This window comes from Cognatiluteimonas lumbrici, assembly GCF_006476065.1.
Classification (GTDB): domain Bacteria; phylum Pseudomonadota; class Gammaproteobacteria; order Xanthomonadales; family Xanthomonadaceae; genus Cognatiluteimonas; species Cognatiluteimonas lumbrici.
On sequence record NZ_ML636798.1, the window covers coordinates 396045 to 416606 of the forward strand.

The window sequence follows — 20562 nt, forward strand, 5'->3', positions numbered from 1 at the left end:
CGCAGCCACTGGGTGGCGGTGCGGCCCGCGCCTTGATGCCGGTGCGCGGCACCTTCTCCTCCCTCGCGATCCACAACTACCGGGTCTGGGCGATCGGCGCGCTGGTGTCGAACGTCGGCACCTGGATGCAACGCATCGGCCAGGACTGGCTGGTGCTCGTGGTGCTCACCGACAACAACGCCACCGCGATAGGCATCGTGATGGCGCTGCAGTTCGGACCGCCGCTGTTGCTGCTGCCGCTGACCGGCTGGGCGGCCGACCACCTGGATCGGCGCAAGCTCCTGTTGTTCACGCAGGGCGCTGCCGGGCTGCTGGCGCTGGGGCTGGGCGTGGTCACGCTGCTCGGCGTGGTGGAACTGTGGCAGGTGTACGGCTTCGCCTTCCTGCTCGGCTGCGTCACCGCGTTCGACGCGCCGGCGCGGCAGGCCTTCGTCTCGGACCTGGTGGACGACGCCCACCTGGCCAACGCGGTCGCGCTCAACTCGACCTCGTTCAACGCCGCGCGCATGCTCGGCCCGGCCGTGGCCGGCGCGCTGATCGCGGCGGTGGGCGAGGGCTGGCTGTTCCTGGTCAACGCGGGCACCTACGCGGCGGTGCTGGTCTCGCTGGGCTTCCTGCGCGTGCACGAGCTGCATGCACACGAGCGCCCCGACCGCGCGCGCGGCGGCGTGCTTGCCGGCTTCCGCTATGTCTGGCAGCGGCCCGACCTGATGGCGGTGCTGGTGATGCTGGCGCTGATGGGCGCGTTCGGCTTCAACTTCGCGATCTTCATCTCGACCATGTCGGTCACCGTGTTCGATGGCGACTCGACCCAATTCGGCATCCTGACCTCGGCGATGGCGCTGGGGACGATGGCCGGGGCGCTGTTGTCGGCGCGCCGGCCGATGCCGGGGATGGTGCTGATGGGTGCCTCGGCGGCCGCATTCGGCATCACGACCGCGCTGGCCGCGGTGATGCCCTCGCCGTGGCTGTTCGCGGTGATGCTGGTGTTCGTCGGGCTGGCGGCGCTGACCTTCATGACCGGCAGCAACTCGATGATGCAGCTCACCACCGAGCGCAGCATGCGCGGGCGCGTGCTGGCGCTGCGGATCGCGGTGGTGATGGGTGGGACGCCCCTCGGGGCGCCGCTGATCGGCTGGCTGGTGGACCGCTTCGGCGCGCGCGTTGCGATGGGCGCCGGCGCGCTCTCCGGGCTGCTGGCGGCGGCCGTGGCGGTGGTCTACCTCGTCCGGCATCGCGACCTGCGGCTGCGGCGCGTCGCCGGCCGCTGGCAACTGCAGCTGCGTCCGGCGCCGGCCGAGCTCGAAGCCGTCCGTGTTGCGGCCGGCGAGCGGGTGAAGTAGTACCGATCGCCATGATCAGGACACTCCGGCAGCAGTCGATCCCCGCGGCGGCGCGGCTGCTGGCCGGCAGCATGGCGGACAACCCGCTGCACCTGCGCGTGTTCGGCAGCGGGGCGCGGCTCGAGCCGATGCTGGAGGAGGCGTTCGCGCGCCTGCTGCGCCGGCAGCTGCGCACCGGCATCGTGCTGGGCGCGCACGAGGGCGATGTGCTGGTCGGCGTGGCCGCGATGGTGCCGCCGGGACGGTGCCAGCCGGGCCTGCCGGAACAGCTCGCGATGCTGCCGATCCTCGCGCGCGGCGGCGCGTTGCAGCGCTTGCCGCGGATCCGGCACTGGCTGCGGACGTGGGAGCGCCTGGATCCGGCATTCGATCACTGGCACCTGGGTCCGGCGGCCGTGGCGCGCACGCACCAGGGGCAAGGCATCGGCACCCGGCTGATGGCGGCGGTGTGCGAACGGCTCGACCGGGAGCAGGGCGTCGGCTACCTCGAGACCGACAAGCCGGAGAACGTGCGGCTCTACCGCCGCGGCGGATTCGAGGTGGTGGCCGAGCGGCAGGTGCTCGGGGTGACCAACTGGTTCATGCTCCGTCACCAACCCTGGAAGCGCGGCCAGGTCGCGACGCCGCCGGGAAGCAGCGCGGAATAGGCGGGAAACTGCGCGGCCGTGGCGCAGGCGTGGTTGGGCAGGATCCGCAGCCGCGTGCCGACCGGGAACCGCGCCGCGATGTCCGGATCCATGCCGCCCGTGCGCGCGACGATGCCGTGCTCCTGGTTCGCGCTTTCGATGAGGTAGCCGGCGATCGGCGCGCCGTCCTCCGTGCACACCTGCCCGAGCCCGAAGTCGCGCTTCTGCGCCTGGGTGCCGCGGTCGCGGCTCATCGCCATCCAGCCGGCGTCCACGATCGCCCAGCCCTTGTCCTGCTGGTGGCCAATGACCGTGGTCAGGACCGAGAGCGCGATCTCGTCCATCGTGCACACGCCGATGTTGTGCATTACCAGATCGAAGAACACGTAGACGCCGGCGCGCACTTCGGTCACGCCCTGCAGCGATTGCGCGGACAGCGCCGTGGGCGTGGAGCCGACGCTGACCACGGGGCAGGGCAGGCCCGCCTCGCGCAGGCGTTCGGCGGCGCGGACGGTGCCGGCGCGTTCCTGCTCGGCGGCGGCCTGCAGCGCTTCGGGGGTGTCGAGCGCGTAGCTGCCACCGGCGTGGGCCATCACGCCGCCGAGCCGTGCGCCGCCCTCGTGCAGGGCACGGCCGACGTCGAGCAGTGCTTCGCCTTCCGGCGGGATGCCCGAGCGGTGGGCGTCCACGTCGATCTCGATCCAGACCTCGAAGGCCTCGCCGTGCTCGCGGCCGAAGCGGGCGACCGCCTCGGCGCCGTCCACGTTGTCGGTGATGAACTTCAGATCGCAGCCCCGGCGCCGCAGCTCCAGCGCCCGCGGCAGCTTGTTCGGCGCGATGCCGACCGCGTAGAGGATGTCGGTGATGCCGGCGTCGAAGAACTCCTCGGCCTCCTTCAGCGTCGACACGGTGATGCCGCGCGCACCGGCCTCGAGTTGGGCCCGGACCACCGGCAGGCTCTTGCTGGTCTTCACGTGCGGGCGCAGCTTGACCCCCAGTGCGTCCATGCGCGACTGCATGCGGGCGATGTTGGCCCGCATCCGGGCGGCGTCGACCAGGGCGGCGGGGGTCTGCAGTTCGGGGATCGCGGTCATGGGCCGAGGATACGGCCTGGCGCGTCAAGCCGGCTGCTCCACCACCTGCCCGGAGGCGTCCACCACCAGCCGCACCCGCTTGCCCGCGTAGTAGAAGCTGGCACGGTACAGGCCCTCGTCAGGGCCGGTGCCGCGTTCGCAGAGCTGGGTGATCTTGCGATTCTCCAGCAGCTGCATGAACTCGGCCGGCGCCAGGCCGAGGCCCTCCGCAACGAGCGCAGCCTCGATTTCGATCGCGGGCGCGTGCTCTTCCAGCGAGATCGGGATGGGCTTGGCCATGGACACATGCTCGCGCGCCGACGCACCACCGGGCTTGATCCGGGTCAAGGACGCGCCGGTTGCGCCCGTCGAAGATGCGCCACCACGTCATTCCGCGTGCGAACGGAGCAACTCCCGATGCAATTCGAACTGTCCACCGCCCCGAACCCCGACGCCTCCCGCCTCGCTGCGGCGTTGCTTCCCCTCGATCCCGAAGCGCGGATCGCGCTGGACGCCCGCAAGGGGCGCCTCGAAGTCCTCACCGTCGCCACCGCTGACCAGGTCATCACCGCCATCGAGTCCATCGGCTGGTCGGCGCGCCCGCTCGAGCAGGAAGTGCACATCAGCGGCGGCAGCACCTGCTGCGGGCATTGCGCCTGAACGCGGCGTGCGGGTGATGCGTCCCAGGCGGTGATGTGGCAAGGTCTGCCGGCGCCCGGATCGCGGGCACTGGCAACCAGGGAGAGATGCCATGAACGTCGTCACCAGCAGCACGAGGACCGGCTGAGATGGCGCTGGCGGCCATTCCGCTGCGCTGTCGCTGCGGCCGGGTGCAGGGCGAGGTCGGCACCCGCGGCACCTACGCGCGCGCCACCTGCTACTGCAACGACTGCCGCGCCTACGCGCAATGGCTCGGCGTGCCCGGCCTGCTCGACGCGGCCGGTGGCGTGGACGTGGTGGCGATGGCGCCGTCGCAGCTGCGCTTCACCGCGGGCGTGGACCAGGTCGCCTGCATGTCGTGGAGCGAGCGCGGCATCCATCGCTGGTACGCGGCCTGCTGCCGCACGCCGCTGGGCAACACGCCGCGCGATCCGAGCGTGCACTATGTCGGCCTGTCGACGGCCTGCATGGAAGGGGCGGGCGCCGCTGTCGACACGGCTTTCGGTCCGCCGCGGCGTTGCCTCGTGTCCACGGCCTCGGCCACCGGGCCAGTGCGCAAGCGACCCCTGGGCACGCTGTGGGGAATCCTGCGCGTGGCGTTCGGCCTAGTCGGTGCACGGCTGCGCGGCCGCCGCGCATCGCCCTTCCTCGACGCAAGCGGCCACCCCATCCGCACGCCGGAGATCGTCCGGCGCTGATGCCGGCTCAGATCGCCGGGTCGTCGCTTCCCTGGGTTTCCGGGGCCTCGGTGGTCATGTCCATGGTGGCGCAGGCGGACAGGCCGAACAGAACGGCAAGGATGAGCGCGGTCGCGATGGTCTTCTTCATTGGATCCCCCTGGATGTCTTGACTGACAAGGCAAGTGCACGGAATCTTCCGGAAGGGGACAGGGGGGTGTCAATGCATTTTTTTTCCGGAAGGACCCGTATCCTTGCCGCCGCGGCCTGCATGGGCGCGGCGTTCGTGTTTCCATGGCAGGCCGTGGCGGCGGTCCCGGATGATGCATGGGGCGCCTTCTCGGGCATGGCCGGCTCATGCTGGGCGGGCGAGCGCGAACTGTCCTGTTTCGAGTGGGAGTTCCCCGGCGAAATGATGCGCCAGGTGACGTACGCCCCGGAGCAAGGCCAGGGCGAGGTGCGCTACCAACTCGATGCCGCGGGCACCGGCGTGGATGGCGACGATGGCAGCCACATGCATGCGCCCCGGCCCGGCGTCACCGTGCGCGAAGTGGCCGGCAGCAATCCGATGCGGATCACCTACCGACACCAGGACGACAAGCTCTGGATCACCATCGAGCGCCAGGTGGGCGGGCGCTGGGCCGTCGCGAGGGCGGAGCAGCGCACGCGCGCGACCGAGGCACAGATCGAGGCGGCGCATGCAGCGGTGCAGGCGATGCGCGATGCGTCGCGCAAGGACTGGGGCGTGCTGACCGACCTGGCAGGGCGCCACTTCCTGTTCCAGGGGCGTGCGGCCTACGCGTTCTACTGGACGGAAGCTGGCCGGGACCTGGTGTTCCAGGCCATGCACGAGGACGGCCGCGGCGACAAGGTGCGCGAGATCAGCCTCGACCCGGAACAAGGGACGCTAGTCAGCCGCGTCAAGGTCCGTTACGGCAATGGCGGATGGTTGCTGCGCGGCGATCCGGAACAGGCCTTCCCGTTGGCCGATGGCGGCTTCTACTTCTCCGATCCGGGCGTGCGCGTCGGGCTCGACGGCGAGGGCAACCTGACGCTGCAGCCGGGCAAGGCACGAAAGTCAACGGGCGGGTTCGAACCCGGCGGACCCGAGATCACCGTGGCGCCCGCGCCGCGCGCTGCCTTCGACGCGGTGGCGGCACGCAGCAGGCAGGCCGGCCAACGCATGCACCAGGCGGCCGTGGAAGCAGAACGCGCCCGGCGGGCCGCCCAGGCGCGCGAGAGCGACGACGGGGGCGGCATCTTCGGTGCGCTGGTGGGCGCCGCGGTCGGCGCCTATGCCGGCTCGGCCGCGGGGCTCGACAGCGCGCAGACGCTGGATCTCATGGTGCAGGGCGCTGCGGTAACCTCAGGCGGCAACCCGGTGGTGGACGCCTTCGCGCGCGGAATGGCGGAGGAAAGCGCCAAGCAGGAGGTGCTGCGCCAGGGCTACGAGGACGCGATCGCCGATGGCATCGCACGCGGGTCGGCGGAGTATGCGCGACGCCACGGCGGCACCGCGGATGCCCATGCCTCGGCTTCGGGAACGTCTAGCGCGGGCCTGATCATCGAGGACCGGGCGCCTGCGCCCGCGATTCCAAGACCGGAGCCCCCGAAGAGCAACACGTGGGAGCGCTACATCATCTGCGAGGTCATCCGCCACGGGGATTTCGACGGCAACCATGGCGCGCTGTTCCAGTCCGCGGTCGGCAAGGCCACCCTGGTCGACGGCAGGGTCCAGGGCAATCCCGAAGCTTCGTTCCTGGCCAAGGTCCGCTCGGCCCATGGCAAGAGCGGGGTGCCGTTGTGCGAGACCGGAGATTCGCCGGCCGCGCTGCAACGCCAGCTGCAGGAGTGGCGTAATGGCTACCCGCACTACAAGCTGGTCCAGACCGGGATGACGCCGCTGTAGCGGACCTCAGCGCAGGTCCACCTGCCCGACCTTGTCCTCGTAGCTCTCCTTGGGGTCGCTGCCGAGCAGCAGCCTGATGCCGGCGACCATGCTGTTCTCGTTGAGCCAGACCTGGGCGTCGGCGGCGTCCATGCGCAGCAGGCGCAGCTTCGGGTCGTCCTTGCCCTCGAACCAGGCCGCGATGAACGGGTTCCAGAGGCGGTCGATCACCGCGCGGTCGTTGTCGGGCACCAGCCGGCCGATGAGCGTCGCGAACAGGTCGTGGCCCTTGGCCGCGAACGACGCGGTCGCCTGCAGCCCCTGCGAGCGGTCCAGCGCCTCGCCGAGGTCGGTGTCGGCGGCGGTGAAGAACCACAGCGGCGCGCGGTCGTCCTCGGCGATCGCGGTCATCGGCCGCGGCGGGATGCCTTCGCCGCCCAGCATCACCACGCGGTCGTCGTTCAAGTGCTTCCAGAAGCGGGCTTCGAGTTCGCGGGTGTCGGCCATGCCTGGCTCCGTATCGGCGGGGCTTCCGTTGTAGCGGGGCGGTCGTGAGCGGGACGTCGCTTCACGTGGCGCTGACGCGCGTGTGGTGGCATAGGCGGATTCGCCGAGGGAGCGACGCAGGACGAGGCTGGATTGATGGGGGGTGATTTCAGCGACGCGGCGCTGGCCGCCGAACGACTGCAGCTGGCGCTCGACGCCGGCGCGATCGTCGGTACCTGGGTCTGGACCATCCCCGACGACCGCTTCATCGCCGACGAGCGTTTCGCGCACAGCTTCGGCCTGGATCCGGACGCCATCCGCGAAGGGCTGCCGCTGCAGGTGCTGTTCGAGTCCATCCACCCGGAAGACAAGCAGCGCGTGGCGGCCGCGGTAGACGAGGCGCTCGCGCGCGGCGGCCGCTACCGCTGCGACTACCGGGTGCGGCGTGCCGACGGGCAGTACGACTGGATCGTCGCCAGCGGGCGGGTCGAAGTGGACGACCAGGACCGGCCGGTGCGGTTCCCGGGCGTGCTGCTCGACGACGGCGAACGGCGCCGCATCGCGGCCGAGCGCGACCGGGCCCACGCGCTGCTGCAGACGGTCATCGAAGCGGTGCCAGGCGTGGTCTACGCCAAGGACCGCGAGGGCCGCCTGGTGATCGGCAACCGCGGCGTCTCGGAGTTGCTGGGGGTCGGGCCCGAAGGCTTCATCGGCAAGACCGACCGCGAACTGATCGCCGACAGGACGCAGGCCGACCGGGTGATGGCCAATGATCGCCGGATCATGCAATCGGGGGTGGCCGAGCAGGTGGAGGAGGTGATCCATCGTCCGGACGGCACGCCCGCCATCTGGCTGTCCACCAAGGCACCGATGCGCGACGCGGGCGGCAACGTGGTGGGGCTGCTCGGGGCGTCGCTGGACATCACCGACCGCAAGCGTGCGGAGGACGCGTTGCGCCTGTCGGAACAGCGCAATGCGCTTGCGCTCGAAGTCGCGCGGCTGGGCACCTGGACGCTGGACGAGGACACCGGCCGGCTGGAGATCGACGCGCGCGCGGCCCGGATCTGCGGCGCGCCGCCGGGCCGCACCGCGTTCGAGTTGCGCGACCTGCCCAAGCGCGTGCATCCCGAGGACTGGTCGCGGGTGGTGTCGGTGCTGCGCGGCGCGCTGTCGCCGGAGGGCACGGGCGCCGTCTCCGAGGAGTTCCGCCTGCGCCATCCCGACGGCACCGTGGTCTGGGTCGCCTGCCACGGGCGGGCCAGCCAGCAGGGGCTCGGCACGCGCGCCGGCGCGCGCACCATGATCGGCACCCTGCTGGACATCACCGAGCGCCGCCGCATGATCGAGGCGCTGGAGCAGGGCGACCGCCGCAAGGACGAGTTCCTGGCGATGCTCGCGCACGAGCTGCGCAACCCGCTCGCTCCCATCAGCACCGCCGCCCAGCTGCTGCGGGCCGAGCCCGGGGACGCGCGTCGCGTGCACCAGGTCGCGGACACCATCCAGCGCCAGGTCGAGCACATGACCGGCCTGGTGGACGACCTGCTCGACGTGTCGCGGGTGACGCGCGGGCTGGTGGTGTTCGCGCGCGAACCGGTGGACATGCGCACGGTCTTCGCCCTGGCCGCGGAGCAGGTGGCGCCGCTGTTGCGGGCGCGCGGGCACACGCTGGCCGGGGTCCCGGACGGCTGCCCGGCGTTCGTGCTCGGCGACCAGTCGCGGCTGGTGCAGGTGGTGGTCAACCTGCTCACCAACGCGGCCAAGTACACCGCCCCGGGCGGGCGCATCGAACTGGCCTGTTACTGCACCGCCGAGCAGGTGACGTTCCGGGTCAGCGACAACGGCATCGGCATGGAGCCGGACCTGGTGCCGGTGGTGTTCGACCTGTTCACGCAGGCGGCGCGCGCGCCGGACCGGGCCCAGGGCGGGCTCGGCATCGGCCTCGCGCTGGTGCGCAGGATCGTGCAGGCGCACGGCGGAACGGTCACCGCGCAGAGCGCGGGGGCCGGGCAGGGGAGCACGTTCACGGTGGTGCTGCCGCGCAGCGCGACCGCTCCGTGCGCGCCGGAGCCGCCGCAGGAACATCCGCGAGCGACGCGCGGCAGGACCGTTCTGGTGGTGGACGACAACGTGGACGCCGCGGACATGCTGGCGCTGGCGTTGCGGCTGCTCGGGCACGAGGCCGTGGTCGCGCACGATGGTCCGCAGGCGCTGTCGCTGGTCGGCACCCGTTCCGACTGGGATGCCTTCATCCTCGACATCGGCATGCCCGGCATCACCGGGCTGGAACTCGCGGGGCAGCTGCGCGACCGCATCGGCGAGCGCCCGGTGCGATTCATCGCGCTCACCGGCTACGGCCAGGCGCAGGACCAGGCGTCGTCGCGAGCGGCCGGGTTCGACCACCACATGGTCAAGCCGGCCGACATCGACGAACTGCAGCGGCAACTGGAGCTGGCGGGCTAGCCCGGGGCGCTGGCCTCGAAGACCGCGCGCTGGGCCTCGAAAGCACGCCGGTAGGCGGGCGTGCCTCGCCGCGCGCGACATAGGCCGCTACGTTCGGAAACTCCTCGAGCAGGCCGTGGCCGCCCAGGCGCAGCAGCACGCCGATCATCATCAGGTCGCCCGCACTGAAGCCGCCGTCGAGCCATTCGGCCGTGCCGAGCCGCTCCGAGAGCTGCCGCAGGCGTGTGCGGACCCGCTCCTGCAGCATCGGCAGCCGCGCCTCGTACCACGGCTCCTTCCGCTCCAGCACGTGCGCCATGCTCAGCTCCACGATCGGCGGTTCGACCGTGTTGAGCGCCGCGAACATCCAGGCGATGGCGCGGGCGCGGTGTCGCCCTCCGGGCTCAGGGTGCCGGTTGCGCCGGATCGATGTCGCCGGCCAGCGTCCACACGACGTCGCGGCCTTCCGGATCCCGGCTGAGGTGGAAATGCGCGGCGGTGCCGGTCCCGAACGCCGGCGTGCCGCGGCCGGCGGTGGGGCCGGGCGGGTGGAAGGGCACGATGTACAGCCCGGTGGCGTCGATCGTGCGCCGCGCATTGCGGCCCGCGAGGTCGCCTACCTCGCGGATGCGGCCCTCGCGCCACAGGAGCGGCTGCTCGAAGTCCACGATCACGTCCACGTGTGCCCGCGGCTGCCCGGGCACGGCCAGCGTGCCCCCGGTGACCAGCAGGTCCGGCCAGGTGTCCCCATTCTCCGGCAATTCCTCGTAGGGCGCGTGCGGCAGGCCGGCATGGCTGCCGGTGGCGATGGCGTCGAGCGCGCCCACCAGGGCGAGGAAGTTGAGCTTGCGCAGCTGCTGCTTCTGCGGGTCGCCCTCGATGCCGCCGGACTCGATCAGGATCGTGGACACGCCGGCCTGCTGGGTCAGGTCGCCGAAGGCGCGCGCGTTGAAGGTGTCGTCCCACTTCGCCATGTAGCCGGCGATGTAGGGCTCGAGCACCGCGCGGATCGCGACCGCGACTTCGATCGCGCGGGCGCGCGACGCGTTGACCTCGCGCGCCTCGTTGTAGGCGGGAGCGAGCAGGGCGATGGCGGTACCGCGCCCGCTGTCGCCGACGCGGGTGCCGACGTTCTGGTCGTGCAGATTGAAACCGAAGGCGGGCTGGAGCCGTTCGCGCAGCTCGTGCAGGGCACGCGCCTCGGGCGAGGCGAGGGCGCGCGCGTCGCGGTTGATGTCGATGCCCTGCGCGTTGCGGCGCTGGAAGCGCGCCGCGCCGTCCGGGTTCACGATCGGCAGGAAGTGCAGGGTGGTCCCCGCGCCGATGCGCTGCACCAGCGGGTGGTCCGGGTGCTCGCCGAGGAAGCGGAACAGGTCGGCCAGCGCCATCGAGGCGGTGCTCTCGTCGCCGTGCATCTGCGACCACAGCAGGACCGGCGTCGGGCCCTGGCCCCAGCGCACGTGGCGCAACGGGCGGCCTTCGACGCTGCGTCCGATCTCCTCCACCGCGAAGCCGTCCGCCGCGTTCGCCAGTGGCGCGGCCACGTTCCACCACTGTTCCGGCTGGAAGCGGCGGTCCTCCAGGCCCTCGACGCGGATATTCGCGTCGTAGAGCGCATCGAGTTCGGCGAGCCAGGCGGGTGCTTGCGGCATTGCGGTTGACGGCATGGGTGCGAGGGCCATCATGACAAGGAACGTTGCGAGCAGGCGATGCATCCGGTGTCTCCCGTGGACAGCCCCTGCAGTGTACAGTCGGGCACGGCATGGACAGACGTCAGTTCATCGGAAGCGCGGCGCTGGCCGCCGGCTTGTCGCTGGTCGCGGGCGGCGGTAGTGCTGCAATGGCCGCGCCTGCCGGGCAACGACCGGGCTCGCTGCTGCCCGTCCCGCTTTCTCCGGGCGACACCGTCGGCCTCGTCAGCCCCTCGTCGGCGACCGCCGAACGGATCACCCTGCAGGTCGCGGCGGAAACCGTGGAAGCGCTCGGCTTCAAGGTCAAGGCCGCGCCGCACTACGCATCGCGCTACGGCCACCTCGCGGGCACCGACGCGCAGCGCGCCGGCGACCTCGACGCCATGTTCGCCGACGACGAGGTCAGGGCGATCGTCTGCGTCCGCGGCGGTTCCGGTGCCGCGCGGCTGCTGCCGCTGCTGGACTACGACGCGATCCGCGCCAATCCCAAGGCGCTGCTCGGCTACTCCGATACCACGGCCCTGCTCAACGGCATCCTCGCCCGCACCGGGCTGGTGACCTTCCACGGCCCCGGCGCCAGCAGCAGCTGGAACCGCTTCAACGCCGACCAGTTCCGGCGCCTGTTCCTGGCGCGCGAGTTGATGGAGTACCGCAACGTGGTGGATGCCGGCGACGAGCTGGTGCCGCGCCGCCGGCGCACGCTCACGATCGCCGGCGGCAAGGCGCGCGGGCCCCTGGTCGGCGGCAACCTCGCGGTGCTGGCGGGCCTGTCCGGGTCGCGCTACATGCCCGCCTTCGACGGAGCGATCCTGTTCCTGGAGGACGTCAACGAGGAGCCCTACCGCATCGACCGCATGCTGACCACGCTGAAGCTGTCCGGCGCGCTGGACCGCATCGCCGGCTTCATCTTCGGCGAATGCAGCGATTGCGATCCGGGCGGCGGCTACGGTTCGCTGACCCTGGACCAGATCTTCGACGACCACATCCTTCCGCTGGGCATACCCGCCTACCGCGGCGCCATGATCGGGCACATCCGCGAGCAGTTCATCGTGCCCGTCGGCGGCCTGGTGGAAATGGACGCGGACGCGGGCAGCTTCCGCATGCTCGAGCCGGTGTTCGCGGCATGAGCATCGTCCTCACCGAGTTCGCGCGCAGCCGCCTGTTCCGCGCCAACCGCCGCAACACCATCCAGGACATCACCCCGGAGGAGTTCGAGCGGCACATCAACGCGCACGCCCCGCTGAAGGTGCTCGACGGCTACGCGCCGTTCTGCAAGCTGCACGTGCACCGCAACTGGACCTCGACCCGCTGCCTGGCGGTCCCGATCACCGACGACAACCGGCACCTGCTGCGTTCCGACTACGAGGCCCGCACCGACGACGAGCTGCCGGTGCTGGTGCGCTGGTTCGAAGGCCTGGAGCCGCCGGTCGCCGAGTACCTGGTGGTCATCCTCTACGACCGCGAGCAGCTCGCGCGCGAGGGCACCGCGATCGACGCCGACTGGGGCGTGGTCGGCTGCATGTACACGATGGAGCCGGAGGAAACGCCGATGGCGCCGATCACGATGATGCGCAACGCGCTCGGCGTGGAGGAGGGCGGTTCCGGCGTGCCGATCGACCGCGAGGCCTACCGGCGCGCGGTCGAGTTCTGGCGTACGCACGCCAACTGGCGCGGCTGAACGGGCGTAGCTGCATGACGCCGCGCGTTTGCGCGCGTACGGTGCAGTCGTTATCGTGGCGGGGTGGCTCCTTTCGCATCGTGGGTACGCCGATGCCTGTCCAATGCCACCACCTCCCTTCATTCCTTCCAGGAGACTCCCCATGGAGATCACCGACGCGCGCGTCGCCAGCATCCACTACACCCTCACCGACGACGACGGCAATGTCATCGACAAGTCGCCGGAGAGCCAGCCGCTGAGCTACTTCCACGGCGCCGGCAACATCGTCCCGGGCCTGGAGAAGGCGCTGTCCGGCAAGCAGGCTGGCGACTCGATCAAGGTCGACGTCGAGCCCGAGGAAGGCTACGGCCAGCACAACGCGGCGCTGGTCAAGGACGTGCCGCGCGAGCTGTTCCAGGGCGTGGACAAGGTCGAGCCCGGCATGCAGTTCCATGCGCAGAGCGAGCGCGGCCCGCTGCTGGTGACGGTGGTCGAGGCGGGCGACGAGACCGTGCGCATCGACGGCAACCACCCGCTCGCCGGCAAGACCCTGCACTTCGACGTGTCGGTGGTGGACGTGCGCGAAGCCTCCGAGCAGGAAAAGGCCGAAGGCCGCGTCGCGGCCTAGGTTTCCGCGGCGGCCGCCCGGGTCAGTTCCGCGGTCCACTCCTCGGCGAACGCGTGCACCTGGTCGGTGAGCCATTCGCGCATCTCCGTGGGCAGGGCGTAGGCCGCGGCCACGGAATCGGCCCTCAGCTTGCGCCATTCGTCGAGCACCGCGGTCGGGTCCGGGTGGCTGCGGACCAGCGCCCGCAGGGCCAGGTGCTGTACCGCCAGGCGGGCCTTGATGGCCCCCAGTTCGTCGCGCCAGTTGTCCATGTCCTGCTCCACGACATTGGTTGGAAGGGGGAGTCGCAGTGCAACATCTAGGTGATGGCCTGGTGGTTTTCAAGGGCCGCGACGTCGTCATCCGGCGCACGCATCGCCCTGTCTAGACTCCGGCTCGGCAAGCCTGCCGCGGAGTCGCGCCGATGCACCTGGTCCAGCTGTTCCTCCCGCTCAGGGACAACGCAGGCAAGCCGTTCCCGGCGGCCATGTACGGGGCGGTGCGCACGGAGCTGACCGACGCCTTCGGCGGGGTCACCGCCTACCAGCGGGCCCCGGCCACCGGCCTGTGGGAGAACCGAGAGGAGGACGTGCATCGCGACGAGCTGGTCCTGGTCGAGGTCATGGCGGAGACCCTCGACCGCGCGTGGTGGAAGCGCTTCTCGGGCGCGCTGGCCGCGCGCTTCCGCCAGGAGGAAATCCTCGTGCGCGCGCTTCCCTGCGAGTGGCTGTGACCGGCGCTCAGGCGCCGGCGGGCGTGAGCTTCAGCAGCGCGCCGTCGCCGCCGCGGCTGCCGTCGCCGAGCAGCCACAGGGCGCCGTCCGGGCCCTGTTCGACCTCGCGGATGCGCCGGCCCATGTCGAAGCGCTCGGCCTCGCGCGCGCTGTCGCCGTCGAACTCGATGCGCACCAGGGACTGCGACGACAGCCCGCCGATGAAGCCGTCGCCGCGCCACGCCGGGAACAGGTCGCCGTCGTAGAAGACCAGGCCCGCCGGGGAGATCACCGGGTTCCAGCTCACCACCGGCGCGCGGAATTCGGGGCGGGTGTGGTGGTCGGGGATGTCGCGGCCGTCGTAGTGGTCGCCATTGGAGACGATCGGGTAGCCGTAGTTGGCGCCGCGCTCGATCAGGTTGAGCTCGTCGCCGCCGCTCGGGCCCATCTCGTGCGCCCACAGGCGCCCGTCGGCGTCGAACGCGAGGCCGAGCACGTTGCGGTGGCCCAGGCTCCACACCTGCGCGGCCACGCCGCCCTGGTCGGCGAAGGGGTTGTCGGCGGGCACGCGGCCGTCGTCGTGCAGGCGCACGATCTTGCCGAGGTTGGTGCCCATGTCCTGCGCCGGGTCGAAGTGCTGGCGCTCGCTGGAGCTGATCCACAGCATGCCGTCGGGGCCGAAGGCGATGCGCTGGCCGAAATGACCGTTGCCGTCCAGCTTGGGCTGCTGGCGCCAGATCACCTCGAGGCCTTCCAGCGCGCCGCCGCCGGCCTCGTCCAGCGCCAGCCGCGCGCGCGCGACCGCGGACCCGAGCAGGCCGCCGTCGCCGACTTCGACGTAGCTGATGTACACGAGCCCGTTGCCCGCGTAGCCGGGATGCAGGACCACGTCGCCGAAGCCGCCCTGGCCGGCGCGACGCGTTTCCGGCACGCCGGTGACTTCGCCGATGGCGCCGCTGGCCGGGTCGAACAGCTTCAGGCGGCCGCCCATCTCGGTCACCAGCAGGCGGCCGTCGGGCAGGAAGGTCATGGCCCAGGGGTGGTCGAAGCTGGCGACTTCCGCGGTCTCGAAGCCTTCGCCCCGTGACGGGTCGCGCGGTGCATCCGCGGCATTCGCGTCGCCGGCGGGCGCCGGCTGCGGGGCATCGCCGTTCTCGCCCGACGGGCCACCGCAGGCGGTCAGTGCGACCACGGTTCCGAGGAACAACGCATTCAGGAGCTGGCGCATGGGCCTGCCTCCGGCGTGGGGGTCAGCGGATCATAGTCCAGCGCGGCGCAGCAGCCTGCCCGGGCGCCCGACCGCTTCACGCGCCTCGAACGCGGGCTCGCCGTTGACCACCACCAGGTCGAAGCCTTCCGCCCAGGCCTTCGGATCCACGTAGTCCGCGCGGGCACGCACCTTCGACGGATCGAACAGCACCAGGTCGGCGCTGGCCCCCGTCCGGATCGTGCCGCGATCGGCCAGGCCGAGGATCGATGCCGGGAGCGCGGTGGCCTTGCGCACCGCTTCCTCCAGCGCAAGCCGCCCGCTCGCCGCGAACTCCTCGATGAAGCGCGCGAAGGTGCCGGCGGAACGCGGGTGGCTGCCCCCCGGGGAGCCGTCGCTGCCCAGCGCCACCTTTGGATCGAGCAGCAAGCGGTCCTGCAGTGCCCGGTCCATCACGAAGTGGGCGGCCTGGCCGCCGCCGGGGCCGATCTCGAGCAGCAGGTCGGGGTAGGGCAGGCCGCGCTCGGCGGCAACCTGTGCCAGGGTCTTGCCGGCGTGCGGGCCGGTACCGAACAGCAGCGCCTCCGGGCCGTTGCGCTGCTCCATGCGCCGTTGCAGCCAGGCGCGCAGTTCGTCGTGGCGCGCCGCGCGAACTTCGTCGTAGTCGCTCGGCGGCAGCGCCCACTCCGGGAACATGATCGCGACGCCGGTGTAGCTCGCCTCGTAGGGGTAGGCGTCGGCGGTAAGCGGCTGCGCCGGCGTGCGCAGCGACTGCATGAAGTCCAGCAGCGCCTCCGCCTCCTCGACGCCCTTGCCGTAGACCATCTTCAGGTGCGACACGTGTGCGCGCGCGGGACCGCTGGCGGCGACCAGCTCGCGGATGGACTCGCGCACGTCGCCGGCGTCCTCGTTGCGCATGTGGCTCATGGCGACGCCGTTGGCGCGCGCGATCACCGGGCCGAGGCCGGCGAGCTCGCGCGTTTCCGCGTAGCGCCCGGGAACGTATTCGAGGCCGGTGGACATGCCGAACGCGCCGCTGCGCAGGTCGTGCTCCAGGATCGCCTGCAGCCGCGCGAGCTGCGCATCGGAAGGCCGGCGGGTGCCGTCGTCGATGCCGGCGCGCCGGCGCAAGGCGCCGTGCCCGGAGAGCGTGGCCACGTTGACGTCCAGCGTGGCCTGCGCGACCGCGTCCATCCAGGCCGGCAGGCTCTCCGGTTCACGGCCCTTGTCGGGCAGCGACGGGCTTCCGCCGTCCTGACCGAGCAGCACGGTGGTCACGCCCATCGCGAGGAACTGGGTATAGGCCGTCTCGAGCGGGTCGCCATGCGTGTGCAGGTCGATGAAACCCGGCGCCAGCACGCGCCCGCCGCCCTCGACCACGCGCAGGCCGCGCGCGTCGCCAGCGGGGATGCGCCCGATCCGCTCGATGCGGCCGTCGCGCACCAGCACGTCGGCGTTGCGCGCCGGCGCGCCGCTGCCGTCCACCAACAGGACGTCGCGCAGCAGCAGGCCGCCCGCCGGCGCGGATCTGCATCCTCCCAGTCCGAGCGGCACCAGTGCGCAGGCCCCGCCTGCCGCCACCGCCCCGAGGAATTCGCGCCTGCTCCAGCCCGCCATGCCGCCTCCGCTACCGGTTGCCGATGTGCTTTGCGAGGAACGCTTCGAGGCGCCGGTAGAACTCGGCGTTGTTCCCGTCCTTGTAGAACCCGTGCGCCTCGCCCGGCACGGCCATCCACTCCGGTGCGTTGCCGGCCCGTTCCAGCGCCTGCTTCATCGCCACGGCTTGCGAGTACGGGGTGCGCTTGTCGATCTCGCCGTGCGCGAGCAGCACCGGTGCGCGGATGCGATCCGCGAGCCCGGTCGGGGAATTGGCCTTCAGCGTCGCCGGGTCGCTGCCGACCGTGCGCGCGAAATAGTTGCGGCCGGCGGCGTAGGAGGCGGCGTCGCTCTTGCTGGTGAACACCTCGAGGTCGTACAACCCGGACAGCCCCGCCGCGCACTTGATCAGTTCAGGCGCGCGCGCGGCGGTCATCATCGCCGAGTAGGCGCCGAAGCTGGCCCCGTACGCGCAGATGCGGTCGGCGTCGGCAAAGCCCTGCGCGATCGCCCAGCGCACGCCGTCGAGCAGGTCGTCCTGGATGCGCGTGCCCCACTGCTGGAACCCGGCCTCCTCGAAGTCGTAGCCGCGCCCGAGGCTGCCGCGGTAGTTCACCTGCAGCACCAGGTAGCCGCGGCTGGCCAGGAACTGGGCGTCGGTGTCGAAGCTCCAGCGGTCGCCGTCGGCGTGCGGGCCGCCGTGCGGCAGCAGCACCATCGGCAGGTCGCGCGGCTCCTGCACGCCCTCGGGCAGGGTCAGGTAGCCGTCCAGCTCCATCCCGTCGCTGGCCTTGAAGCGGAAGTAGCGGCGCTCGCCCATGCGGGCCGGGTCGATCGCCTCGCGCGCGGCAAACAGCAGCGAGACCTTGGCCTGCCTGCGGTCGTACAGGTACCAGGCGCCGGGATCGCGGTCGCTGTACACGTACAGCAGCGACAGGTTGCCGTCCGAGGTGTGGTTGGCGTACGTGACGTACATGCCCGGGAAGGACTGCGCCAGCATCCGGTGCTCGCGCGCGTCCTCCGACTCCGGGTCGAAGTAGACCATCCGCGGAACGCCGTGCATGAAGGTGGCGGCGAACGGCTGCAGTTCCGCATTCCATTCGACGTCGCCGACGCTGCCGAAGGCGTCGCTCGCCAGGACGGTGCGCGTTCCGCCCGAGAGGTCGCTCTTCACCAGCGAGGCCGGACCGCCGTCGACGCTGAGCAGGGCGTAGACCGCGTCGCCGGCGCCGGTCAGCGCGAACGGAGTGAACTTGCCACCGACGCGCGCGGGCGGGACCGGTTGCCAGTCCTTGCCTTCGGCGTTGGCTTCGTACAGCAGGTGGTGGTTCTCGTTGTCGGTCCCCCAGGCGAACCGCGGCACGCCGGCCGGGTCGAGCACGAACGCGAGGTCGCGCACGCCTATGTCGGCGACGAGCCGGTGGGTGGCGCGCACGGTGTCGACGTCGTAGAGCATCGAGCGATCGCTGTCGTGCGACAGGCGGCGCATGTAGAAGTGGTCGTTCGGGGTCGCCGGCAGGCCGTCGATGTAGCCGTAGCCGCGGCCGATCCCGCGGGTACGGGTGGACTGCTGCCAGCCGTAGACGTAGGTCTGGTTGCTGCCGTCGTAGTCGGTGGCGATGATCTCGCCCATGGGTAGCGGCTTCTCGCGCGAGCCGATCATGCGGCCCTTGGCCACCAGCAGCCGCCTGTCGCTGACCCAGTAGGTCTGGACCGGGAGTTCGTAGCGCGGCATGCGCAGGAACGCGGTCTGCTTCATGTCGGCGACCTGGTAGACCACGATGGCGTAGTTGCCTTCGCCAAGGTTGACCGAGACCGCGATGTGCGCGCCGTCCGGCGACAGTCGCGGCGAACTCACCTTGGCGGCGGCGGCGAATGCCTCCACGGGCACCGGCTCGGCCGCCTGCGCAGGCAACGTCGACACGGCAAGCACGACCGCCAGCGCGGCCCTGGTCCACTGCATCATCCGGCTCCCCTCCGGCTTCGGCTCAGTCCGCCGACGGCAACAGGTATACCACCCGGCAGGCCGCGGCATCGAAATTGTCCACGCCATCCGGCGCGGCGATGGCGCTGCCGAGCACGCGCACGGTGGCGGTGGGCGAGGTGCCGACCAGGCCCATGGCTTCGTCGTGCGCCGGCTGGTTGCCGATGTCCATGTCGAACACGAACACGTGGTCGCCCGCCGTGTCGCGCACCGCGAGCCCCATGTGTTCCGGATGCGCGGAGGCGTGCACCAGCGCGCCGGTGACGTCGAGCAGCGGAGCGTGGTCGCGCGCGGGGCCGGCCTCGGCTTCGGGCGCCAGCGCCGCGATGCGTTCGTGCCCGTCGGGCAGGGTGGAGGCCGCGTGCCGCTCGAGCGCGGCCACGCAGGAGTCGGCGAGCGGCGATCCGCCGCGCGCGAGTTCTTCCTCGACGGCGCTGAACGCCGAGCGCCCGCCCAGCCGTTCGGGCGGCATGCCGGTCGCGAACCAGGCCACGCCGGTGCCGCCTTCCAGGTCCAGCCACAGCCCGGACTGCAGGCCATAGGCGGAGCCGGAATGCCCGACCCGCGCGATGCCGTCCCCGAAGGGATCGTCGCGGCAGCCCTCCACCGGGGTGGCCAGCGTCTGCATCGCCAGGCCGTAGCGGCAGAAGAAGCCGGTGCCGAGGTCGCCGGTGTCCTCCTCGTAGGTGAGGCCGTCGCCAGGCGCGTACCGCCACAGTGGCGTCGCGAGCGTGCGCACCGATGCGGGCGACAGCAGGCGCACGCCGTCGAGCTCGCCGCCGTTGAGCAGCATGCGGCCGATGCGCGCCAGCCCGTTGGCGGAGATGCGCAGGCCGCCCTGCGGCGAGAACAGCGCGCCGTTCTCGCCGGCGCGCCACTGCGCGAGGTCGCAGCTGCCGTCCTCCGCCGCGATCACCGGGCAGTCCGGGCGGCTGCCGTGCAGGTCGTCCTTGGCGGGCGCGCCGTCGCCGTCGTAGATCACCACCGCGCGCGCCGCCGTGGCGTCGTCGCAACCGGCCCAGTTGAAGCAGGCCTCCACCCCGAGCGGTGCCAGCACCAGGCGCTCCATCATCCGGTCGAAGCGCTCGCCGGTGGCGCGCTCCATGATCTGCGCCACCAGCGGGAAATTGAGGTTGGTGTAGCGGAACCAGGTACCGGGTGCATGTTGCGTGTCCCAGGCCCGCTGGTCCTCGAGGAGGGTGCGCAGCTCGCCGCCCAGCGGCGTCTGCCAGTAGCCGGCGGCGTCGGTCAGGCTGGAGCGATGCGAGAGCAGCATGCGCAGCGTGACCGGCGTGTCCGGGAAGGCCGGGTTGCGCAGCGGGAAGCCGAGCAGCTCGCCGGCGTCGGCGTCGAGGTCGAGCCGGCCGGCCTCGACCAGCCGCATCACCCCGATCGCGGTCACCAGCTTCGAGATCGAGGCGATGCGCACCGGGTCGTCGGCGGTCACCGCGCGGCCGGCCTCGCGGTCGGCGAAGCCGCGCGCGTCGACATCGGTGACGCCGGCGCGGTCGAAGGACACGCGCACGGTGGCCACGGGATCGCCCGCAAGCGCCACCGGCGCGACGAGCATCAGCAGTGAGGCCAGGAAAAACGGGAGCGAGGCGGTCCGGGTCATGCCCCGATGTTAGCCGCCCCGTCAGCGGTGCACCACGTTGCCGTCCGCGTCCACTACCAGGCGCACGCGGCGGCCGTCGTAATAGAAGGTGGCGCGGTAGAGGCCGGCGTCCTCGCCGATGCCGCGTTCGCACAGCACGGTGACCTTGCGGTCGTCCATCAGGCGCTGGAATTCCGCTGGCGGCAGGCCCAGGCCGCGCGCCACCAGCGCACCGTCGACTTCGATCTCCTGCGGTCCCGCAAGCTCGAGCGGAATGGTTCTTCCCATGCTCGCAGCATCGCGCGGGCGGCCATGGACCGCC

Annotated in this window: 21 protein-coding genes and 1 pseudogene; 10 read left to right on the forward strand and 12 right to left on the reverse strand. The window is 71.5% G+C overall.

Annotated elements, in window-relative coordinates; translation table 11 throughout:
* The first annotated feature begins 35 nt into the window (after window positions 1-35).
* Window positions 36-1343, forward strand: coding sequence for an MFS transporter (locus tag E4F25_RS01945; protein ID WP_140908586.1), 1308 nt, complete (start codon window positions 36-38; stop codon window positions 1341-1343).
* 11 nt (window positions 1344-1354) lie between these two features.
* A complete protein-coding gene (locus E4F25_RS01950) occupies window positions 1355-1990 on the forward strand; it encodes a GNAT family N-acetyltransferase (protein WP_140908587.1) in 636 nt (211 codons plus the stop codon).
* On the opposite strand, the gene E4F25_RS01955 is transcribed toward E4F25_RS01950, so the two are convergent.
* On the reverse strand, window positions 1933-3063 hold the full coding sequence (locus E4F25_RS01955) for a DSD1 family PLP-dependent enzyme (RefSeq protein WP_140908588.1): 1131 nt from the start codon (window positions 3061-3063) through the stop codon (window positions 1933-1935). The genes E4F25_RS01950 and E4F25_RS01955 overlap by 58 nt on opposite strands.
* A 24-nt stretch (window positions 3064-3087) precedes the next feature.
* Window positions 3088-3342: a DUF6522 family protein gene (locus E4F25_RS01960; protein ID WP_140908589.1), complete on the reverse strand. Its 255-nt coding sequence runs from the start codon at window positions 3340-3342 to the stop codon at window positions 3088-3090.
* Window positions 3343-3459: 117 nt separating this feature from the next.
* Between E4F25_RS01960 and E4F25_RS01965 the strand changes: the two genes are divergently transcribed.
* Both E4F25_RS01965 and E4F25_RS01970 read left to right on the forward strand, forming a co-directional pair.
* On the forward strand, window positions 3460-3702 hold the full coding sequence (locus tag E4F25_RS01965) for a hypothetical protein (protein ID WP_140908590.1): 243 nt from the start codon (window positions 3460-3462) through the stop codon (window positions 3700-3702).
* Window positions 3703-3830: 128 nt separating this feature from the next.
* Window positions 3831-4400, forward strand: a complete 570-nt coding sequence (locus E4F25_RS01970; protein WP_140908591.1) for a DUF6151 family protein — start codon at window positions 3831-3833, stop codon at window positions 4398-4400.
* A gap of 7 nt (window positions 4401-4407) precedes the next feature.
* Here the strand turns inward: E4F25_RS01970 and E4F25_RS11645 are convergent, their stop codons facing one another.
* Entirely contained in the window at window positions 4408-4530 is a 123-nt protein-coding gene (locus E4F25_RS11645) for a hypothetical protein (protein ID WP_281283939.1), read from the reverse strand.
* Window positions 4531-4650: 120 nt separating this feature from the next.
* On the opposite strand from E4F25_RS11645, the gene E4F25_RS01975 reads away from it, so the two are divergent.
* Window positions 4651-6288, forward strand: coding sequence for a hypothetical protein (locus tag E4F25_RS01975; RefSeq protein ID WP_220433172.1), 1638 nt, complete (start codon window positions 4651-4653; stop codon window positions 6286-6288).
* Window positions 6289-6294: 6 nt separating this feature from the next.
* Here E4F25_RS01975 and E4F25_RS01980 read toward each other — a convergent pair whose 3' ends face one another.
* The gene (locus E4F25_RS01980) at window positions 6295-6774 is read right to left on the reverse strand and encodes a pyridoxamine 5'-phosphate oxidase family protein (RefSeq protein ID WP_140908593.1); all 480 of its coding nucleotides are present in this window, start codon (window positions 6772-6774) and stop codon (window positions 6295-6297) included.
* 135 nt (window positions 6775-6909) lie between these two features.
* On the opposite strand from E4F25_RS01980, the gene E4F25_RS01985 reads away from it, so the two are divergent.
* Window positions 6910-9213 (forward strand): hybrid sensor histidine kinase/response regulator, encoded by a 2304-nt coding sequence (locus E4F25_RS01985; RefSeq protein ID WP_140908594.1) that lies wholly within the window; start codon window positions 6910-6912, stop codon window positions 9211-9213.
* Here E4F25_RS01985 and E4F25_RS01990 read toward each other — a convergent pair.
* Both E4F25_RS01990 and E4F25_RS01995 read right to left on the reverse strand, forming a co-directional pair.
* Window positions 9210-9580 (reverse strand): annotated as a pseudogene (locus E4F25_RS01990) (glutathione S-transferase family protein); the annotation flags it as partial. The gene E4F25_RS01985 and the pseudogene E4F25_RS01990 overlap by 4 nt on opposite strands.
* A 16-nt stretch (window positions 9581-9596) precedes the next feature.
* Entirely contained in the window at window positions 9597-10844 is a 1248-nt protein-coding gene (locus E4F25_RS01995) for a M14 family zinc carboxypeptidase (RefSeq protein WP_181168175.1), read from the reverse strand.
* Between the two features lie 110 nt (window positions 10845-10954).
* Here E4F25_RS01995 and E4F25_RS02000 point away from each other — a divergent pair, with 110 nt between their 5' ends.
* The 3 genes from E4F25_RS02000 to E4F25_RS02010 all read left to right on the forward strand — a co-directional run bounded on the left by E4F25_RS02000 (window position 10955) and on the right by E4F25_RS02010 (window position 13168).
* On the forward strand, window positions 10955-12010 hold the full coding sequence (locus E4F25_RS02000; RefSeq protein ID WP_140908596.1) for a S66 peptidase family protein: 1056 nt from the start codon (window positions 10955-10957) through the stop codon (window positions 12008-12010).
* Complete coding sequence (locus tag E4F25_RS02005) at window positions 12007-12561, forward strand: DUF3228 family protein (protein ID WP_140908597.1); 555 nt, start codon at window positions 12007-12009, stop codon at window positions 12559-12561. The genes E4F25_RS02000 and E4F25_RS02005 overlap by 4 nt, the downstream gene beginning before the upstream one ends.
* Window positions 12562-12703: 142 nt before the next feature.
* Entirely contained in the window at window positions 12704-13168 is a 465-nt protein-coding gene (locus tag E4F25_RS02010) for an FKBP-type peptidyl-prolyl cis-trans isomerase (RefSeq protein ID WP_140908598.1), read from the forward strand.
* Here E4F25_RS02010 and E4F25_RS02015 read toward each other — a convergent pair.
* Window positions 13165-13419 carry a hypothetical protein gene (locus tag E4F25_RS02015; protein ID WP_140908599.1) on the reverse strand — a complete coding sequence of 85 codons (255 nt, stop codon included), beginning with the start codon at window positions 13417-13419 and terminating at the stop codon, window positions 13165-13167. The genes E4F25_RS02010 and E4F25_RS02015 overlap by 4 nt on opposite strands.
* A gap of 152 nt (window positions 13420-13571) precedes the next feature.
* Here E4F25_RS02015 and E4F25_RS02020 point away from each other — a divergent pair, with 152 nt between their 5' ends.
* Window positions 13572-13880 carry a hypothetical protein gene (locus tag E4F25_RS02020; RefSeq protein ID WP_140908600.1) on the forward strand — a complete coding sequence of 103 codons (309 nt, stop codon included), beginning with the start codon at window positions 13572-13574 and terminating at the stop codon, window positions 13878-13880.
* A 7-nt stretch (window positions 13881-13887) separates the two neighbouring features.
* On the opposite strand, the gene E4F25_RS02025 is transcribed toward E4F25_RS02020, so the two are convergent.
* The 5 genes from E4F25_RS02025 to E4F25_RS02045 are packed head-to-tail and all read right to left on the reverse strand — an operon-like array spanning window position 13888 to window position 20528.
* Complete coding sequence (locus tag E4F25_RS02025) at window positions 13888-15087, reverse strand: PQQ-dependent sugar dehydrogenase (RefSeq protein WP_140908601.1); 1200 nt, start codon at window positions 15085-15087, stop codon at window positions 13888-13890.
* Between the two features lie 30 nt (window positions 15088-15117).
* Entirely contained in the window at window positions 15118-16683 is a 1566-nt protein-coding gene (locus E4F25_RS02030) for an N-acyl-D-amino-acid deacylase family protein (RefSeq protein ID WP_140908602.1), read from the reverse strand.
* Between the two features lie 10 nt (window positions 16684-16693).
* Window positions 16694-18625, reverse strand: a complete 1932-nt coding sequence (locus tag E4F25_RS02035) for an alpha/beta hydrolase family protein (RefSeq protein ID WP_140908603.1) — start codon at window positions 18623-18625, stop codon at window positions 16694-16696.
* 25 nt (window positions 18626-18650) lie between these two features.
* A complete protein-coding gene (locus tag E4F25_RS02040) occupies window positions 18651-20261 on the reverse strand; it encodes a serine hydrolase domain-containing protein (protein WP_181168176.1) in 1611 nt (536 codons plus the stop codon).
* Between the two features lie 21 nt (window positions 20262-20282).
* On the reverse strand, window positions 20283-20528 hold the full coding sequence (locus E4F25_RS02045) for a DUF6522 family protein (RefSeq protein ID WP_140908604.1): 246 nt from the start codon (window positions 20526-20528) through the stop codon (window positions 20283-20285).
* Window positions 20529-20562: the final 34 nt, after the last annotated feature.